This is a genomic window from Stenotrophomonas sp. 220_Sma (assembly GCF_056487375.1).
This window is the reverse complement of sequence record NZ_CM151348.1, coordinates 1454984-1470626: the sequence shown is the minus strand read 5'-3', so window position 1 is coordinate 1470626 and position 15643 is coordinate 1454984. Positions and strand designations below refer to the sequence as shown.

Here is a 15643-nt window from a genome sequence, read left to right as displayed (position 1 = left end):
GGATGGCGCCATCGAGCCCCCATGGACGGGTTTACGGCGTGTCCTGACAGCCCACACCGCCCCGCCATCCCACGGACTGCCAGCTTTTGATTGAGACGTTGACGTTGACGTTGCGGGTGCAGGGCTGCAAGCCCTGCCAGAACCCCCTCCAGCATCCATGTCCGAATCCGGCGAGTATCCCCGCCCGCACACGCCTAGACTGGCGCCATGGACACCGCCCTTGCCCTCGACACCGCCGCCTGCGACCGCGCCCGTCTGGCCCGCGACGCACGCTTCGACGGCGTGTTCTACACCGCCGTGCGCAGCACCGGCATCTATTGCCGCCCCGTGTGCCCGGCACCGCCACCGAAGCCACGCAACATCACCTACTACCCGACTGCGGCCGCTGCTGCGGCAGCCGGTTACCGCCCGTGCCTGCGCTGCCGCCCCGAGCTGGCACCACAGGCGCAGCAGGCACTGGCCGGGCAGACCGTGCAGCGCGCACTGGCCCTGATCCATGGCGGCTTCCTGCAGGAGCAGCCGGTAGCCGACCTCGCAGAGAAGATCGGACTCAGCGCGCGCCAGCTGCAGCGCCTGTTCGTCGAACATCTGGGCGCAACGCCAGGGCAGATCCACGCCACCCATCGCCTGCTGCTGGCCAAGCAGCTGCTGACCGAGACCACGCTGCCGGTGACCGACGTCGCGCTGGCCGCCGGCTACAACAGCCTGCGCCGTTTCAATACCGCCTTCCTGCAGGGCTGTGGCATGGCACCGACGGCACTGCGTCGCCAGCACCAGCCGCCGGCCGCCGACGATGGCTGCCTGGTACTGCGTCTGGCATACCGGCCACCACTGGATTTCCCACGCATGCTGGCCTTCCTGCGCAAGCGCAGCCTGCCCGGCATCGAGCTGATCGGCGAGGACAGCTACCAGCGCGTACTCGGCACACCGGAGCGCCCCACCCTGCTGCGCGTCACTGCCGACCCCAAGCGCCCGGAGCTGCGCCTGCAGCTGGGTGCGGTGGATCCGCGCCTGATCCCGGACATCGTGCGCCGCGTACGTCGCGTGTTCGATCTGGACGCCGACCTGCAGCAGGTACACGCCGCGCTCGGCGAAGAGCCGCTGCTGGCGCGCTGCATTGCCGAACGTCCCGGGCTGCGCGTACCGGGCGGCTGGGATGGCTTCGAAGTGGGCGTGCGCGCGGTGCTCGGCCAACAGGTCAGCGTGGCCGCGGCCACCACCTTCGCGCGGCGGCTGGTGGATGCCTATGGCGCGCACCTGCCGGGCATGCCGCCGGAGTTCGATCGCCAGTTCCCGGCCCCCGAGCTACTGGCCGAGGCGCCACTGGAATCAATCGGCCTGCCGCGCAGCCGCGCCGCCACCGTGCGTGCGCTTGCCGCCGCCTGTGCCAGCGGCGCGCTCGACTTCGGGCCCGGTCAAGCACTGGAAGAGTTCGTTGCGCGCTGCGTGGCACTACCCGGCATCGGCCCGTGGACTGCGCAGTACATCGCCCTGCGCGGGCTCGGCCAGCCCGATGCCTTCCCCGCCGGTGACCTGGTACTGCAGCAGGTGCTCGGCCACGCGCAGGGCCAGCGCCTGAGCGAACGCGCCACCGAAGCACGCTCGCAACCGTGGCGCCCTTGGCGCGCCTATGCCGTGCTGCATCTTTGGCATCTGTCCGGCACTTTCGTTGGAGAACCGACATGACCCTGTTGTTCGATCGTTTCGACAGCCCGATCGGCGTGCTGACCATCGCCGGTGACGAACGTGGCCTGTCCCACGTGCTGTTCCCGGAAAACCGCCACCCGGCACGCGGCCGCGACGACTGGCACTACGCGCCGGATGCGCTGCCGGAAGCACGCGAGCAGCTGCTGCAGTTCCTGCACGGTGAACGCAGCAGCTTCGACCTGGAGCTGGCGCCACGCGGCACGCCGTTCCAGCTGCGTGTGTGGCAGGCGCTGGCGTTGATCCCGTTCGGCCAGACCTGGAGCTACCTGCAGCTGGCGCAGCATCTGGGCCAACCCAGTGCGACCCGCGCCGTCGGCGCTGCCAATGGGCGCAATCCGCTGCCGATCATCCTGCCCTGCCATCGTGTAATCGGCAGCAACGGCGCGCTGACCGGCTTTGGTGGCGGACTGGAAACCAAAGCCGCACTGCTGCGACTGGAACAACGCCAGGCCCCGCTGTTCGCCTGAGAGGGCTGGCCGGGCTGCGCCCGGCACCCGCAGAGGCTAGAGCAACAGCAACAGCGGGCTTCCTGCGCGGAGGCAGGGTGGGTCCGGTTGCAGGGGACGCTGCAAGTACGTCCCTGTAAGCTCGGTCGCGCCATCCATGGCGCTCACGCCCCTGCAACCGGACCCACCCCGCCTTCGACAGGTTCCTGCGATCTGTCGGGACGGCGCACTACACGGCTGCTGGTAGGTGTCGACCTTGGTCGACACGGTAGATCCACGCCATGCATGGATGGAAGCATCAGGAATATGTCTGGACAAAAACCCCCTTCTTGTTGAAGGGGGCGCACCGACAGGCGCGGGGATAAGGAAAAATGCGCGGACACGCTGCGCCCTTCGGCGCAGCGTGTCTTGGGCGCGTCATTGCACCGGCTTATCATGGGCGGATGACTTCCGTACGCCTGACCTGCGCGCTGGCGCTGCTGCTGCCATTGGCCGCCTGCACCACCGCGCCCGCCCCTTCCGCCTCCGCTCCCACCGCTGTCGCTGCGGCTGCGCCGCCGAAGCTGCTGCTGATCTCCATCGACGGCCTGCGCGCCGATGCGCTGGACCGCGGCCTGACCCCGAACCTGCAGCGCCTGATCGACGGCGGCGTGCGTGCACGCTGGATGACCCCGTCCTATCCGTCGCTGACCTTCCCCAACCACTACACCATCGTCACCGGCCTGCGCCCGGACCACCACGGCATCGTCAACAACAGCATGGACGATGAAGCCCTAGGCCGGTTCGAGCTGAGCAACCGTGAGGCGGTCACCACCAGCGGCTGGTGGGGCGGCGAACCGATCTGGGTCGGCGCCGAGAACGCCGGGGTGCGTTCGGCCACCACCTCGTGGCCGGGCAGTGAATCGGAAATCCGTGGTGTGCGCCCAAGCCAATGGCGCGTCTACGACGGCAAGGAGCCGCTGGAGCAGCGCGCGGGCATCGTGCTGGACTGGCTTGCACAGACCGACGCCGATGCCCCCCGCCTGACCACGCTGTACATGGAGCACGTGGACAAGGCCGGCCACAACTACGGCCCCGAATCGAAGCAGTACGCCGACGCCATCGTGCGCGCCGACCAGATCATCGGCCAGGTACTCGACGGCCTGCAGCAGCGCGGCCTGGCCGCGACCACCAACGTGATCGTGGTCTCCGACCATGGCATGGCCAGCGTCCCGGTCGGCCAGGTGATCTCCGCCGAATCAATGGCCGCCCCGGCCATCGCGCGCAATGTCAGCCAGGGCCAGTCGGTGGGCTTCGCGCCGGTAGCTGGCCATGAGGCCGCCGCCGAGCGCGCCCTGCTCGGTCGTCACGCGCACTACGAGTGCTGGAAGAAAGAGAACCTGCCGCCGCGCCTGCACTACGGCACCCACCCGCGCATTCCCGCCATTGTCTGCATGATGGATGAAGGCTGGGATGCCCTGCACCAGGAGAAGATCGCCAAGCGAGACCATCAGGATCGTGGCTCGCATGGCTACGACAATGCCCTGCCCTCCATGCGCGCGGTATTCGTGGCCAGCGGCCCGTCGTTCCGCCAGGGCCTGGTGATCGATGGCTTCGACAATGTCGACGTCTACCCGCTGCTGGCCGACCTGCTGCAGGTGCCGGCCGCACCGAACGACGGCAATCCGGAAACGCTGAAGAAAACCCTGCGCTGATCCTGTTGTAGAGCCGAGCCCACGCTCGGCTCGCCGGACAGGCATAAAAAAACGCGGCGCCAGGCGCCGCGTTTTTCGTTGAACCGGCCTGGGCCGGATCAGGCCTTGGCGACGGCCTTCTTCGCCACAGCCTTCTTCGCCGGAGCCTTGGCCACGGTCTTCTTGGCAACCGGAGCAGCGGCGCCTACGGCGACCTTGCTCGCGGTGTGCGAACGGGCGTTGCCGTAGCTGGCGTTGTAGCGCTTGCCCTTGGCGGTCTTGCGGTCACCCTTACCCATGTCTTCAACTCCTCAAATGTGAAATCTGGTTACCCCGTACTGACACGGGTTCGGCGGGGCCGCCTTGCTGGGCGCCCCCGCGCACGATCGAAAATCCTATCACGGAGCGCCTAGTGCGCGCAGCTGGCGTCGTGCACGTGACCGTGGTTGAGGCGCAGGTTGACCAGATGGGCGACCCCCACCAGCAGGCCGCCGATGGTCATCACCACCGCGTGTGGCACCGCATTGTGGTGCAGCGGGTCGTACAGCACGCCGGCCCACAACGCGACCAGGCCGGGAATCAGGAAGCCCAGCGCACGCAGCGCACCGTGCCGGCGGTAGCCCCAGACCAGGCTGAACAATCCGAGCAGGGTGACGAACACCACCAGCGCCTGTTCCACCCCATCGCTCAGCCAGAACGACAGGCCCAGCGACGGCGCCGCGGCCAGCAGCACGGGGATCACCGCGCAGTGCACCGCGCACAGCATCGAACCGGTGGCGCCGAAACGGTCTAGCAGGTGGCGCAGGCGTGAGGACAGGGACATGACTTCCAGCAGGGTCGGCGAATCGTTATGGAATAATATAACATCTGTTCCCGACCCGCACGGTTTCCCTCCCCCTGTCCCGCTGACGGGATACGTGCGCCCAGCGATTGATACACTGTAACAAAGGACCCGCTCCATGCCCGCCCACACCCCGCGGTTGAAGCCGCATTCCCTTGCTCTGGCCCTCGCCGCCCTGCTGCCTTCGGTTGCCTTTGCCGCCGGCGATGACAGCGCTCATCGTGACCGCCACCTGACCGAACTGTCGTCGGTGCAGGTGACTGCCTCGCCGCTGCAGGGCGATGCCGAATCGCTGGCGCGCCCGGTCGAGGTGCTGGCCGGCGAACGCCTGGACGAGCAGAAGGCCGGCACCCTCGGCGATACCGTGGCCAAGCTGCCCGGCGTGCAGAGCACCTTCTTCGGCCCGGGCGTCGGCCGCCCGATCATCCGCGGCCAGGAAGGCCCGCGCGTGGCCGTGCTGTCCAACGGCATGGGCAACATGGATGCGTCCACGGTCAGTGCCGACCATGCCACCAGCATCGAGCCGTTCCTGGCCGACCAGATCGAAGTGCTGAAGGGCCCGGCCACGCTGCTGTTCGGCAGTGGCGCCATCGGTGGCGCGGTCAATGTGGTGGATGGCCGCATCGCCCGCGAGCTGCCGGAGCGCCCGCTCAGCGGCCGCGCCGAGCTGCGCGGCAATTCGGTGAACAACGAGCGCAGCGGCATGTTCCGCCTCGATGGCGTCAGCGGCAATGTCGTGCTGCATGTGGACGGCCTGGTGCGCAATGGCGACGACTACCGCATTCCCGGCTATGCAGTGATCGACAGCCTTGAAGACCATCACGATCACGACCATGAGCACGCGGGCGAGGAAGGCGAAGAGCCGCGCCGCGGCCGCCTCGACAACAGCTCGATCCGCACCCGCGCCGGCGGCGTCGGCGCGACCTGGCTGGGCGACGGCGGCTACTTCGGCGTATCGGCCAGCACCTATCGCACCAACTACGGCATTCCCAATGGTGCGCACGTGCACGCCGATGGCGATGATCATGGCCATGACCACGGCCACGACCATGGCGATGAAGAGGAAGGCGGCGACGAGCATGACGTGCGCATCGACATGGTGCAGAACCGCTTCGAGACCAAGGCCGGCATCTACAACCCGGTCTCGTTCCTGAAGAACATCAATGCACGCGTGGCCTACACCGACTACGAACACGTGGAGCTGGAAGCCGGCACGCCGTCCACCCGCTTCACCAACCGTGGCATCGAGGCGCGCCTGGAAGCCGTGCAGCAGCAGATCGGCGGCTGGGACGGCGCCTTCGGCCTGCAGTTCGGCAACAGTGATTTCGGTGCCAAGGGCGAAGAGGCGTTCGTTCCGGATACCGGCACCAAGAACATCGGCCTGTTCGTACTGCAGGAAAAGCAGTTCGGCCCGTTCAAGCTGGAACTGGGCGGCCGCCACGACCAGGTCAAGCTGGACCCGACCGGTGACTATCGCCGCCGCACCTTCGGCGCCACCAACCTGTCTGCGGCCGGCATCTGGAAGCTCAACGATGCCGTTGACCTTCGCATCGGCGTGGACAGCTCCGAGCGTGCACCGACCAACGAAGAGCTGTATGCCGCCGGCGCACACATCGCCACCCGCTCGCTGGAAATCGGCGACGCCAACCTGAAGACCGAGCGCGGCCAGCGCGTGGAACTGGGTATCCACACCCACAGCGAACGCCTGGACTTCTCCGCGTCGGTCTACCAGACCAGGTTCAAGGACTTCATCTACCTGGCCGACACCGGCGTCACCGAGGGCCTGCCGGTTCGTGCGTGGACCCAGCAGGATGCGGTGTTCCGCGGTGCCGAAGCCGAAGCGCTGGTGCACCTGTTCGAAGGCGGCGCCGGTGACTGGGATCTGCGCCTGTTCGGCGACTACGTGAAGGCCAAGCTGGATGGCAGCGGCAGCCGCAACCTCGACATTGCCGTGCCGCATGGCGACCACAACCACAACTACTCGGTGGAGCTGGCCAACACCGGCTACCTGCCGCGCATCGCCCCGGCCCGCGTCGGCGCCGACCTGCGCTGGTCGAAGGACGGCTGGCGCGCCTCGGTCGGTGCGGTGCGTTACAGCCGCCAGAAGGACGTCGCCCAGAACGAAGAACCGAGCAACGGCTACACCCTGGTCGATGCGCATCTGGCCTACCGCTGGGACCGCAACGCCAGCAACAGCTACGAGGTGTTCCTGGATGGCAGCAACCTGACCAACCGCGAAGTGCGCCCGCATACCTCGCTGCTGCGCGACTACTCGCCGCTGCCGGGCCGCGGCGTCGCATTCGGCATCCGCGCGTTCTTCTGATCGCGTAGTGGAGTCGGATCCCATTCCAGAGGAATGGGTTCTGACCCCAGCCTCAGCCCACGCATGGCGTGGATCCAATGCAAGCAGATCCGATGGGGGCCTTCTGGCCCCCATCTCTTTGTGCAGCATCCATCACGCATTCGTCACAAAGATGTGCGTACCACAACAACCGGACAATCCCGTCACTCAAAGTCTCGCCAAACGGACACTTTTGTCCGACAATAATTCCATGACCGCCCAACGTGCCGATGCTGCTGCCCGCCGTGCCCTCATCCTCGACGCCGCCGATCATGTGTTCGGCCAACACGGTGTCACCGCCCCGCTGGATCTGGTGGTCGAACGCGCCCAGGTGGGCCGCGCGACCCTGTACCGCAACTTCCCCGACCGCACCGCGCTGATCCAGGCGCTGCTGCAACGTACGGTCGACCGCATCCGACGCCAGGTCGAACAGCTCGGCGACCGCGACGACGCTCTGTTCGAAGTGTTCGAGGGCATGGCCCAGCGCATCATCGATTCGCCTGCCCTCGCCGATTACTGGCGCGCGGTGGATTCGGACGTGCCGGCCATGCGCACCGCGCGCGAGACCGTGCGCGACCTGCTGGAAGCGCCGATCGCCCGTGCCAAGGCCGCTGGCCTGTGCCGGGCCGACCTGGAAAAGACGGATATTTCACTGATCTCGGGCATGCTGGGCGCAGCCCTGCGCGGCAAGACCCGCGACGAGCGCGCCCACCTGGCCGGGCGCGCCCTGCAGCTGCTGCGCGGGGGTCTCCAGGGAGCAACCAGCGAGGCCCGCTGATGGTCCAGCCGTATCTGAAGCCGGTTCCGGATTGGGAGGAGCACGAGAAGCCGACCATGCCGGGTTCGGCTTCGATGCCCTGGCATCCCCCCTATCGACGCGCGGCCTATGCACTGGTGTCGCTGCTGGTGGCGATCACCGGCGGTCTCGGCAATGCGCTGGTCACCGCCAACCTGCCCTTCCTGCAGGGCCAGCTGGCATTGACTCCGACCCAGGGCAGCTGGCTGGTGGCGGCCTATGCAATGGTCAACGTCACGGCCAACCTGCTGGCCTTCAAGTTCCGCCAGCAGTACGGCATCCGCCTGTTCGCCGAGATCGGCCTGGGCCTGTACGCGGCGCTGGCGGTGCTGCACCTGTTCGTTGGCAGCTTCGAGACCACGATGCTGACCCGTGCCGCCAGCGGCTTCGCTGGCGCCGCCTGTTCGACACTGGGCACGCTGTACATGCTGCAGGCGCTGCCACGCCGCTTCACCGGCAACCTGCTGGTGGTTGGCGTGGGCCTCTCGCAGCTGGCGGTGCCGATTGCCTGGATCGTCTCGCCGGGCCTGGTCGATACCGGCCAGTGGCACCAGCTCTACTCGTTTGAAGCCGGGCTGGCCCTGTGCGCGTTCGCGGCAGTGGTGGTGCTGAAGCTGCCGCCCGGTATCCAGGTGAAAGCCTTCGAGCCGCTGGACTTCCTCACCTTCGCCCTGCTTGCGCCGGCTGTCGCGCTGCTGGTGATCGTACTGGCGCAGGGCTACACCCGCTGGTGGCTCAACACACCGTGGCTGGGCTGGGCGCTGGTCGCCTCGATCGTGCTCTCCACCACTGCCTTCATCATCGAACACTACCGGCGCAATCCGCTGCTGCAGATCCGCTGGCTGTCGAAGTTGCCGGTGCTGCACTTCATCGTCGGCGCGTTCCTGATCCGCTTCCTGACCACCGAACAGTCCTATGGCGTGGTCAACCTGATGCGCACACTGGGCATGGGCCCGGACCAGATGCGCCCGCTGTTCGTGGTGATACTCGCAGGTGTGGTCACCGGCATCGCCGGTGCCTCGCTGACCTTCGGCCCGAAGCGGCTGATTCCGCAGCTGCTGATGGCGATCCTGCTGCTCGGCGCTGCCGCCTTCTTCGATCAGCACCGCACCAGCATGGATCGGCCGCACGACTTCTACGTCAGCCAGTTCCTGGCTTCGGTGGGTGCCGGAATGTTCATGGGCCCTCTGATCATGCTCGGCATTTCCGCCGCGCTGAAGCAGGGTGTGGACCACATGATCACCTTCCTGGTGACGCTGTCGATCACACAGACGCTGGGCGGCCTGGCCGGTTCGGCGGTGCTGGGTACCTTCCAGCTGCACCGCGAGCAGCTGTACTCCAGTGCATTGACCAGCCAGCTCGACCCGGCCGACCCGGTGGTGGCACAACGCCTGCGCCTCCAGCAGCAGCTGTACAGCGCACAGATCACCGACCCGGTGCTGCGCAGCGCGCAGGGCAGCGCGCAGCTGGCGCAGACCACGCGCCGCGAAGCCAACGTGCGTGGCTTCAATGATGTGTTCACGCTGAGCGGCTGGCTGGCGATCGGCTTCCTGGGCTGGTTGCTGCTGCTGTCGCTGCGCACCGCCGTGCTCAAGCAATGGCGCAAGCGCCACCCCACTTCCCCCGCTGCGGCCACGCCGGCCGCGCCCCGCTGAGTCCTCCTCCATGCCTCCCGTCCCGCCTCGCCCCGACGACATCGACGCCGACAACGTCACTCCACCGCCGCCGACCGATGCGGCGCCTGCGCCCACGCCCGCGGCACCGGCTGCCGCGCCGAAGTACCTCAAGCCCAGCGCGCGCAGCGTGGTGGTGATGGTGGTGGTGGCCTTGCTGGGCATTGCGCTGATCCTGCGCGCCTGGCACCTGTGGCCGTTCACCAGCAGCGTGATGGTGACCGACAACGCCTATGTGCGCGGGCAGATCACAGTGATGGCGCCACAGGTGAACGGCTACGTGACCGAAGTGCTGGTGAAGGACTTCCAGCACGTGAGGGAGGGCGAGCCGCTGCTGCGCATCGATGACCGCATCTACACGCAGCGTGTCGCCCAGGCGCAGGCAACGCTGGACAGCGCACGTGCGGCACTGGCCAACTCGGACCAGTCGCAGGCACAGAATCGTGCGCAGATCGCCTCCGCACACGCCACATTGTCGGCCGGCCAGGCTGAGCTGCAACGCTCGCGCAACGAGCTGAAGCGCTACGAGGAACTGGCCGCGCAGCAACTGGTGTCGGTCAACGACCGCGACAAGTTCCGCACCACCCAGGCCTCGGCACAGGCCAGCGTGCAGCAGTCGCAGGCGCAGATCCGCATCGCCGAGGAAACGCTGGTCTCGACCCAGGTGGCGCGCAAGAGCCTGGAGGCCCAGGTGGAAAGCGCGCAGGCGCAGCTGGAGCTGGCGCGCATCGACCTGGCCAACACGGTGATTCACGCACCGCGCGACGGCCAGATCAGCGAAGCCAGCGTGCGCGTGGGCCAGTACGTCGCCGCCGGTTCGCAGCTGCTGTTCCTGGTGCCTGACACGCTATGGGTGGTGGCCAACTACAAGGAAGGCCAGACCTGGGGCATGGCGATCGGTCAGCCGGCCACGTTCTCGGTGGACGCGTTCCAGGGCCAGGTGCTGCGCGGCCGCGTGCAGGAGATCGCACCCGCCACAGGTTCGGAGTTCAGCGTGCTGCGCCCGGACAACGCCAGCGGCAACTTCACCAAGGTGGTGCAGCGGCTGCCGGTGCGGATATCGATCAATGAAGGTCAGACGCTGGCCGCACAGCTGCGGCCCGGCATGTCGGTGATCGTGCGGGTAGATACCCGGTCCAAGCCGATGGACTAGGGTGCAGGCTGCTGACTGCCTTCACCCCATTGATCCGCTACCGTTGCGGATCTGGATCAGGATCGCTGGAAGACGATGAAATTCACGACACTGGCCAGGCGGGCGGCCAAGGACACGCTGGAAGCGGAAGATCTGATCGCCTTCGTGCAGGAGCACGGCGCCGAAGGTGGCGAGGAAATTGAGCGGCTGCGGATACTGCACGGTTGGCCGGATGATGGCCTGCTGGGCGATGGTAGCCGGGTCGTACCGTTCGGCGGCTGGGCCAAGGCCTGCACCGCCTGGGGACGCCAGGGCGTGGAAGGCCTGCGCGATATGCTGGGTGACCCCCAGCTGGCAGTGTTCGCGCTCGGCACACTGGCCGATGTGGGTGGCCCCGCCGCCATTGCCATCCTGCTGGACTTTGCCGAACGCGCTGACTGGTCGCGTGCGGGCACACCGCGTGATCTGCCCTGCCAGGCGCTTTACTGCCTCAATACCGCGCTTTCGGGGAAGACCGGCGTTGAGGTTACACCCGGCATGCAGGCGTCGATGCTGCGTATCGCCAAGCTCATCTGGGACGCCAGGGTGCCCAATGTGCATTTCCTGGCGCAGGCACTGTATTTCGTGCGCCGTGCCGACCCGGTACCAGCGCTCGCCTGGGTCGAGCAGTTGCGGGTGGACGACCCTGTGCTGGTCGACGCACAGCGCAGCGTCCTGAAGCGTCTGAAAGAGCACGCCACCCGGGACTGAGCGTACGGCTCAGTCCGGGTACGCGCCGCGACTCAGCCCGCGCAGCGCGCGCAGAGGCCGTGCACTTCCAGGGTCTGTGCCTGCGGCTGGAAGCCCAGCTCCTTGGCACGCTTCTCCAGCTGGGTGACGATCTCGCGGTCTTCCAGTTCCACCGCGCTGTGGCAGCTGTTGCAGATCAGGAACGGCACCGAATGCGCGGCACTGCTGGGATGGTGGCAGGCCACGAAGGCATTGACCGACTCCAGCTTGTGCACGAAGCCATTGGCCATCAGGAAGTCCAGCGCGCGGTACACGGTGGGCGGGGCATCAGCGCCCACGCCCTTGCCGTTACGCACCCATTCCAGCAGCTCGTAGGCCTTGACCGGCTTGCCGGCCTCGGCGATCAGCTTCAGCACATTGGCGCGGATCGGGGTCAGGCGCAGCCCGCGTTCGCGCGAGACGCGCTCGACCACCGCCACGAAATCCGATGCGTCGTGGACGTGGTGGTGCGGGGCGGTACAGGCAGTGGCGGTCTTGGCGGGCATGCGTGTTCTCCGGTTCGGGCCTGGCAAGGATGCCTCAGGCCGTTGCTACCTTGGTGATGGCCACATCAATGCGTTTCAAGGCCTGCTCGCGGCCGGCCAGGTACACGGTATGGGAAATGTCAGGACTGACCTGGGTGCCGGTGATGGCCACGCGCAGCGGCTGGGCCACCTTGCCCATGCCGATTTCCAACGCTGCGGCCGCGTCGTGCAGGGCGACGCCCACCGACTCGGCGGTCCATTCCGGCAGGGCGGCCAGCAGCTCGCGGGCCTTGCCCAGCGCCACTTCGGCACCGGCCTTGAAGTGCTTGGCCACCGCCGCTTCGTCGTACTCGGTCAGCGGCTGGTACCAGACCACGGCCTTCTCGGCCATTTCCTTCAGGGTCTGCACGCGTTCACGCAGGGCGATCACCACGTCCTCCGGGGCGGGGCCGGCGGCCACGTCCAGGCCCAGCTTCTGCAGCTGGTAGACCAGGTGCGGCACGATCGCGGCCACATCCTCGGTCTTCAGGAAGTGCTGGTTGACCCAGCCCAGCTTGGCCATGTCCAGGCGCGAGGCCTTGGAGTTGCAGTCCTTCACGTCGAACAGGTCGATCAGCTCCTGGCGGCTGAACAGCTCCTGGTCGCCGTGCGACCAGCCCAGGCGGGCCAGGTAGCTCAGCAGCGCATCGGGCAGGTAGCCGGCGTCCTTGTACTGCATCACGTCGGCCGCACCGGTGCGCTTGGACAGCTTGGCGCCCTGCTCGTCGAGGATCATCGGCATGTGGCCGAACTTCGGCACCGGCGCACCGATGCCTTCGTACAGGTTGATCTGGCGCGGGGTGTTGTTGATGTGGTCGTCGCCGCGGATGACCTCGGTGATGCCCATGTCCCAGTCGTCCACCACCACCGCGAAGTTGTAGGTGGGGTAGCCGTCCGGGCGGAAGATGACCATGTCATCCAGCTCGCTGTTGGCGATCTCGATGCGGCCCTTGATCAGGTCGTCGAACACCACCGTGCCTTGCAGCGGGTTCTTGAAGCGGATGACGCGGTTCGGGTCGTCCTTGCGCGGCAGGCCCAGTTCGCGTGCAGCGCCGTTGTAGCGCGGCTTCTCCTGCCTGGCCATGGCGGCCTCGCGCATCGCGTCCAGCTCTTCGCGGGTCTCATAGGCGTAGTACGCCTTGCCGTCGGCCACCAGCTGCTCGGCCACTTCCAGGTAACGGGCGACGCGGTCGGTCTGGTAGATCGGGCCTTCGTCATAGTCCAGGCCCAGCCACTCCATCGCCTCCAGGATCGCGTCGATCGCGCCCTGGGTGCTGCGTTCACGGTCTGTGTCCTCGATGCGCAGCACGAACTCGCCGCCACGGTGGCGGGCCTCCAGCCAGCAGTACAGCGCGGTGCGGGCACCGCCGATATGCAGGTAACCGGTGGGGCTGGGGGCGAAGCGGGTGCGGCAGGTCATGGACGGCTCGAGGAACGGGAATCCCCCGATTTTACCAGCCCGCCGCCCCCGACGGAAAAAGGGGACGGAGGGGATTAAGTCGCGATTGCCCAGCCGCTGGGCCTGCAACCGGGAAACGGAGGGGAGAAACGACTTAATCCCCTCCGTCCCCTTTTACGGTTCTACCTTGCGCGGGAAGGACTGCTCGCGCATCGCGGCGTTGTAGGCGAACGAGGCGACGATGGCCGCGGCCTGCTTCAGGTCTTCCGGTTCGGCGTGGTCCCAGGTGTCCAGGTGACTGTGGTGGACATTGGTGAAGTAGTCCAGCCGGTCCTGGATGAACTGGAAGCCCGGCAGGCCGATGCGGTCGAAGCTGATGTGGTCGGTGCTGCCGGTGTTGCGGGTGGCCACGGTGGTGGCGCCGACGTCATGGAACGGCGCCAGCCAGGCTTCGAAGATCGGCATCGCCGCCAGGTTTTCCTGTGCATAGATGCCACGGAAGCGGCCCGAGCCGTTGTCCATGTTGAAGTAGACCTGGAACTTGCCGTAGTCGCGGGTCTTCTGCAGCGCGCCGGTCGGCTCGCGCAGCGAGGCCGGCAGCGCCTTCTGCGCCGGGTCGGTGGGTTCCGGGAAACGGCCGAAGTGCTTGGCCACATAGGCCTGCGAGCCGATCAGGCCCTGCTCCTCGCCGCTCCACAGCGCCACCCGGATGGTGCGCCTGGGCTTGGCGCCGGTGGCCTTGAGGATGCGCATCGCTTCCATCATCACCGCCACGCCGGCCGCGTTGTCGGCCGCACCGGTACCACTGTGCCAGGAATCCAGGTGCGCGCCGATCATCACCACTTCATCGGGCCTGCTGCTGCCGCGGATCTCGGCCAGCGTGTTGTAACCCGGCTGGTCGGCCTCGTCGGTGAAGCGCGCGGCCACATCCACGCGCAGGCGCACGGTCTGCTTGGCCTCCAGCGCGCGCACCAGCGGATTGAAGTGTTCGCTGATCATCGCCAGTTCGGGGATGCCCACCGATTCACCGGCCTTGCGCGAGCCGCCACCGGCAACGCGGATGATGCCGTTGTCCCAGCTGCTGATGCTGATCGAGGCCAGCGCGCCTTCTTCCACGAAGAACGCATTGACCTTGGTCGCCAGCTGCTGGCGTTCCTGGTATTCCTTGACCCGCTTCGCACGCTCGGCGGTGGCGTCCTTGTCCTTGGGCAGGGTGAACTCCTGCAGGCCCTCCAGCGAGGTGGCGTCGTGGCGGTGCGAATCCGCCTCGGTGCCGCGCTTGTACTCGCGCGCCTCGCCCAGCAGCAGGATCTTGCCGCGCAGCTTGCCGCGGTACTTCTCGATGTCCTCGGGCTTCTTGATCTCGACCTGCACCAGTTCGCCTTCAACCGGTCCCTTGGTGCCCGGCGTCCACGCCTTCGGCAGTGCATGCAGCGGCTGTACACGGTCCCCCAGCATCTCCACGCTGGCCGAGGTGAACTCCCAGCCGCGCCCGAAGTCGTCGAAGGCTTCGTCGTGGACGTTGTCCAGCTTCCATTCGTTGAACTTGCCGCGGGTCCAGGCATTGGCGCGGCCCATCGCCGGCGAGTTGGTCAGTCGCGGGCCGATGCGTTCGGTGAGGTAGCTGAAGGTGTCCATCACCTGCGAACGGTGGAAGGCCTCCTGGCGGATGCGGCTGACCATGTCCAGGTCCACCGGCTCGCGCTGCTGCGCGCCTGCATTGCCACCCATCGCCAGCGCTGCGGCCAGCATGCCCCACTTCAACACATCGCACCCCTGCCCTTCGGCTCGATCATCAACCCATCGAGTCTAGCCAGCAGGGGCGCGCCGATACCGTCCCATCGGTCATGGACAGCGCGGAAGCGTGCGAACCAAGGTTCGCAGCCACAGGAGAGTGGTTGGTTCGCACCTGCCACGCCACCTCATCCACTCCATCCCAGCCACAACTGCGCCCGTTCCGGCAGCAGCAGCAACCAGTGCCGCCGGTCGATGCTGCTGCAGCCGTACACCGCCGCATGCGCGGGCCAGTCCTCGGGCAGGCCGCCGATGCCGATCTCGGCCAGCGCCTCCGCCCCGGCCTTCCATGGCCGGTAGCGCGGCACCCGGCCAGCCAGCGCGCCGCGTCCCTGCCGCGCGCCGTGCAGCCAGGCCAGTCCCTGGCCCTGCAATCCCTCGCAGGTCACCGCTGCCAACTGGAAGCGGACCAGGCCGGGGGCGATCCGTGCCCCCGGCAGGGCCGCCAGCACGCCATGTGCCTGCAGCAGTGCATCCACTTCCAGCAGGGCCGGAATGCCCTGCCGTGCCCGTTGCCGCAATCCCTGGCGCCAGCTCATGGCGTACTCC

14 protein-coding genes are annotated in these 15643 nt (G+C 67.3%); 8 read left to right on the top strand and 6 right to left on the bottom strand.

Annotated elements, in window-relative coordinates; genetic code table 11:
- Positions 1-207 precede the first annotated feature (207 nt).
- From ACZLIB_RS06965 to ACZLIB_RS06955, 3 genes are all read left to right on the top strand, one after another.
- Positions 208-1686 carry an AlkA N-terminal domain-containing protein gene (locus ACZLIB_RS06965; RefSeq protein ID WP_478469474.1) on the top strand — a complete coding sequence of 493 codons (1479 nt, stop codon included), beginning with the start codon at positions 208-210 and terminating at the stop codon, positions 1684-1686.
- A complete protein-coding gene (locus ACZLIB_RS06960; RefSeq protein WP_012510484.1) occupies positions 1683-2174 on the top strand; it encodes a methylated-DNA--[protein]-cysteine S-methyltransferase in 492 nt (163 codons plus the stop codon). Before ACZLIB_RS06965 ends, ACZLIB_RS06960 begins: the two co-directional genes overlap by 4 nt.
- A 422-nt stretch (positions 2175-2596) precedes the next feature.
- Entirely contained in the window at positions 2597-3847 is a 1251-nt protein-coding gene (locus ACZLIB_RS06955; RefSeq protein WP_478469472.1) for an alkaline phosphatase family protein, read from the top strand.
- A gap of 98 nt (positions 3848-3945) precedes the next feature.
- Here ACZLIB_RS06955 and ACZLIB_RS06950 read toward each other — a convergent pair whose 3' ends face one another.
- Together ACZLIB_RS06950 and ACZLIB_RS06945 are read right to left on the bottom strand one after the other, a co-directional pair.
- Positions 3946-4125: a 30S ribosomal protein THX gene (locus tag ACZLIB_RS06950; RefSeq protein WP_004150462.1), complete on the bottom strand. Its 180-nt coding sequence runs from the start codon at positions 4123-4125 to the stop codon at positions 3946-3948.
- A gap of 110 nt (positions 4126-4235) precedes the next feature.
- Positions 4236-4649, bottom strand: coding sequence for a MerC domain-containing protein (locus tag ACZLIB_RS06945; RefSeq protein ID WP_008264835.1), 414 nt, complete (start codon positions 4647-4649; stop codon positions 4236-4238).
- Between the two features lie 136 nt (positions 4650-4785).
- Here ACZLIB_RS06945 and ACZLIB_RS06940 point away from each other — a divergent pair, with 136 nt between their 5' ends.
- The 5 genes from ACZLIB_RS06940 to ACZLIB_RS06920 all read left to right on the top strand — a co-directional run bounded on the left by ACZLIB_RS06940 (position 4786) and on the right by ACZLIB_RS06920 (position 11359).
- On the top strand, positions 4786-6990 hold the full coding sequence (locus ACZLIB_RS06940; RefSeq protein ID WP_478469471.1) for a TonB-dependent receptor: 2205 nt from the start codon (positions 4786-4788) through the stop codon (positions 6988-6990).
- Between the two features lie 229 nt (positions 6991-7219).
- Positions 7220-7786 carry a TetR/AcrR family transcriptional regulator gene (locus ACZLIB_RS06935; RefSeq protein ID WP_010483118.1) on the top strand — a complete coding sequence of 189 codons (567 nt, stop codon included), beginning with the start codon at positions 7220-7222 and terminating at the stop codon, positions 7784-7786.
- On the top strand, positions 7786-9459 hold the full coding sequence (locus tag ACZLIB_RS06930) for an MFS transporter (RefSeq protein WP_478469470.1): 1674 nt from the start codon (positions 7786-7788) through the stop codon (positions 9457-9459). The genes ACZLIB_RS06935 and ACZLIB_RS06930 overlap by 1 nt, the downstream gene beginning before the upstream one ends.
- Before the next feature lie 10 nt (positions 9460-9469).
- A complete protein-coding gene (locus ACZLIB_RS06925; RefSeq protein ID WP_180854201.1) occupies positions 9470-10630 on the top strand; it encodes an HlyD family secretion protein in 1161 nt (386 codons plus the stop codon).
- A 75-nt stretch (positions 10631-10705) separates the two neighbouring features.
- Positions 10706-11359 carry a hypothetical protein gene (locus ACZLIB_RS06920; RefSeq protein WP_478469468.1) on the top strand — a complete coding sequence of 218 codons (654 nt, stop codon included), beginning with the start codon at positions 10706-10708 and terminating at the stop codon, positions 11357-11359.
- A 32-nt stretch (positions 11360-11391) separates the two neighbouring features.
- Here ACZLIB_RS06920 and ACZLIB_RS06915 read toward each other — a convergent pair whose 3' ends face one another.
- From ACZLIB_RS06915 to ACZLIB_RS06900, 4 genes are all read right to left on the bottom strand, one after another.
- Positions 11392-11883, bottom strand: coding sequence for a Fur family transcriptional regulator (locus ACZLIB_RS06915; RefSeq protein ID WP_004150412.1), 492 nt, complete (start codon positions 11881-11883; stop codon positions 11392-11394).
- A 34-nt stretch (positions 11884-11917) separates the two neighbouring features.
- The gene (gene gltX, locus ACZLIB_RS06910) at positions 11918-13321 is read right to left on the bottom strand and encodes a glutamate--tRNA ligase (protein ID WP_125895779.1); all 1404 of its coding nucleotides are present in this window, start codon (positions 13319-13321) and stop codon (positions 11918-11920) included.
- A 153-nt stretch (positions 13322-13474) separates the two neighbouring features.
- Positions 13475-15052: a M20/M25/M40 family metallo-hydrolase gene (locus ACZLIB_RS06905; RefSeq protein ID WP_049399600.1), complete on the bottom strand. Its 1578-nt coding sequence runs from the start codon at positions 15050-15052 to the stop codon at positions 13475-13477.
- Positions 15053-15222: 170 nt separating this feature from the next.
- Positions 15223-15633 carry a hypothetical protein gene (locus ACZLIB_RS06900; RefSeq protein WP_049399601.1) on the bottom strand — a complete coding sequence of 137 codons (411 nt, stop codon included), beginning with the start codon at positions 15631-15633 and terminating at the stop codon, positions 15223-15225.
- Positions 15634-15643 lie beyond the last annotated feature (10 nt).

What these genes read in the sequence shown, in the direction of transcription:
- gltX (WP_125895779.1), bottom strand. Translation starts at nt 13,321, where the DNA reads ATGACCTGCCGCACCCGCTTCGCCCCCAGCCCCACCGGTTACCTGCAT.
- ACZLIB_RS06905 (WP_049399600.1), bottom strand. Translation starts at nt 15,052, where the DNA reads ATGCTGGCCGCAGCGCTGGCGATGGGTGGCAATGCAGGCGCGCAGCAG.
- ACZLIB_RS06960 (WP_012510484.1), top strand. Translation starts at nt 1,683, where the DNA reads ATGACCCTGTTGTTCGATCGTTTCGACAGCCCGATCGGCGTGCTGACC.
- ACZLIB_RS06940 (WP_478469471.1), top strand. Translation starts at nt 4,786, where the DNA reads ATGCCCGCCCACACCCCGCGGTTGAAGCCGCATTCCCTTGCTCTGGCC.
- ACZLIB_RS06935 (WP_010483118.1), top strand. Translation starts at nt 7,220, where the DNA reads ATGACCGCCCAACGTGCCGATGCTGCTGCCCGCCGTGCCCTCATCCTC.
- ACZLIB_RS06950 (WP_004150462.1), bottom strand. Translation starts at nt 4,125, where the DNA reads ATGGGTAAGGGTGACCGCAAGACCGCCAAGGGCAAGCGCTACAACGCC.
- ACZLIB_RS06900 (WP_049399601.1), bottom strand. Translation starts at nt 15,633, where the DNA reads ATGAGCTGGCGCCAGGGATTGCGGCAACGGGCACGGCAGGGCATTCCG.
- ACZLIB_RS06965 (WP_478469474.1), top strand. Translation starts at nt 208, where the DNA reads ATGGACACCGCCCTTGCCCTCGACACCGCCGCCTGCGACCGCGCCCGT.
- ACZLIB_RS06915 (WP_004150412.1), bottom strand. Translation starts at nt 11,883, where the DNA reads ATGCCCGCCAAGACCGCCACTGCCTGTACCGCCCCGCACCACCACGTC.
- ACZLIB_RS06925 (WP_180854201.1), top strand. Translation starts at nt 9,470, where the DNA reads ATGCCTCCCGTCCCGCCTCGCCCCGACGACATCGACGCCGACAACGTC.
- ACZLIB_RS06945 (WP_008264835.1), bottom strand. Translation starts at nt 4,649, where the DNA reads ATGTCCCTGTCCTCACGCCTGCGCCACCTGCTAGACCGTTTCGGCGCC.
- ACZLIB_RS06930 (WP_478469470.1), top strand. Translation starts at nt 7,786, where the DNA reads ATGGTCCAGCCGTATCTGAAGCCGGTTCCGGATTGGGAGGAGCACGAG.
- ACZLIB_RS06955 (WP_478469472.1), top strand. Translation starts at nt 2,597, where the DNA reads ATGACTTCCGTACGCCTGACCTGCGCGCTGGCGCTGCTGCTGCCATTG.
- ACZLIB_RS06920 (WP_478469468.1), top strand. Translation starts at nt 10,706, where the DNA reads ATGAAATTCACGACACTGGCCAGGCGGGCGGCCAAGGACACGCTGGAA.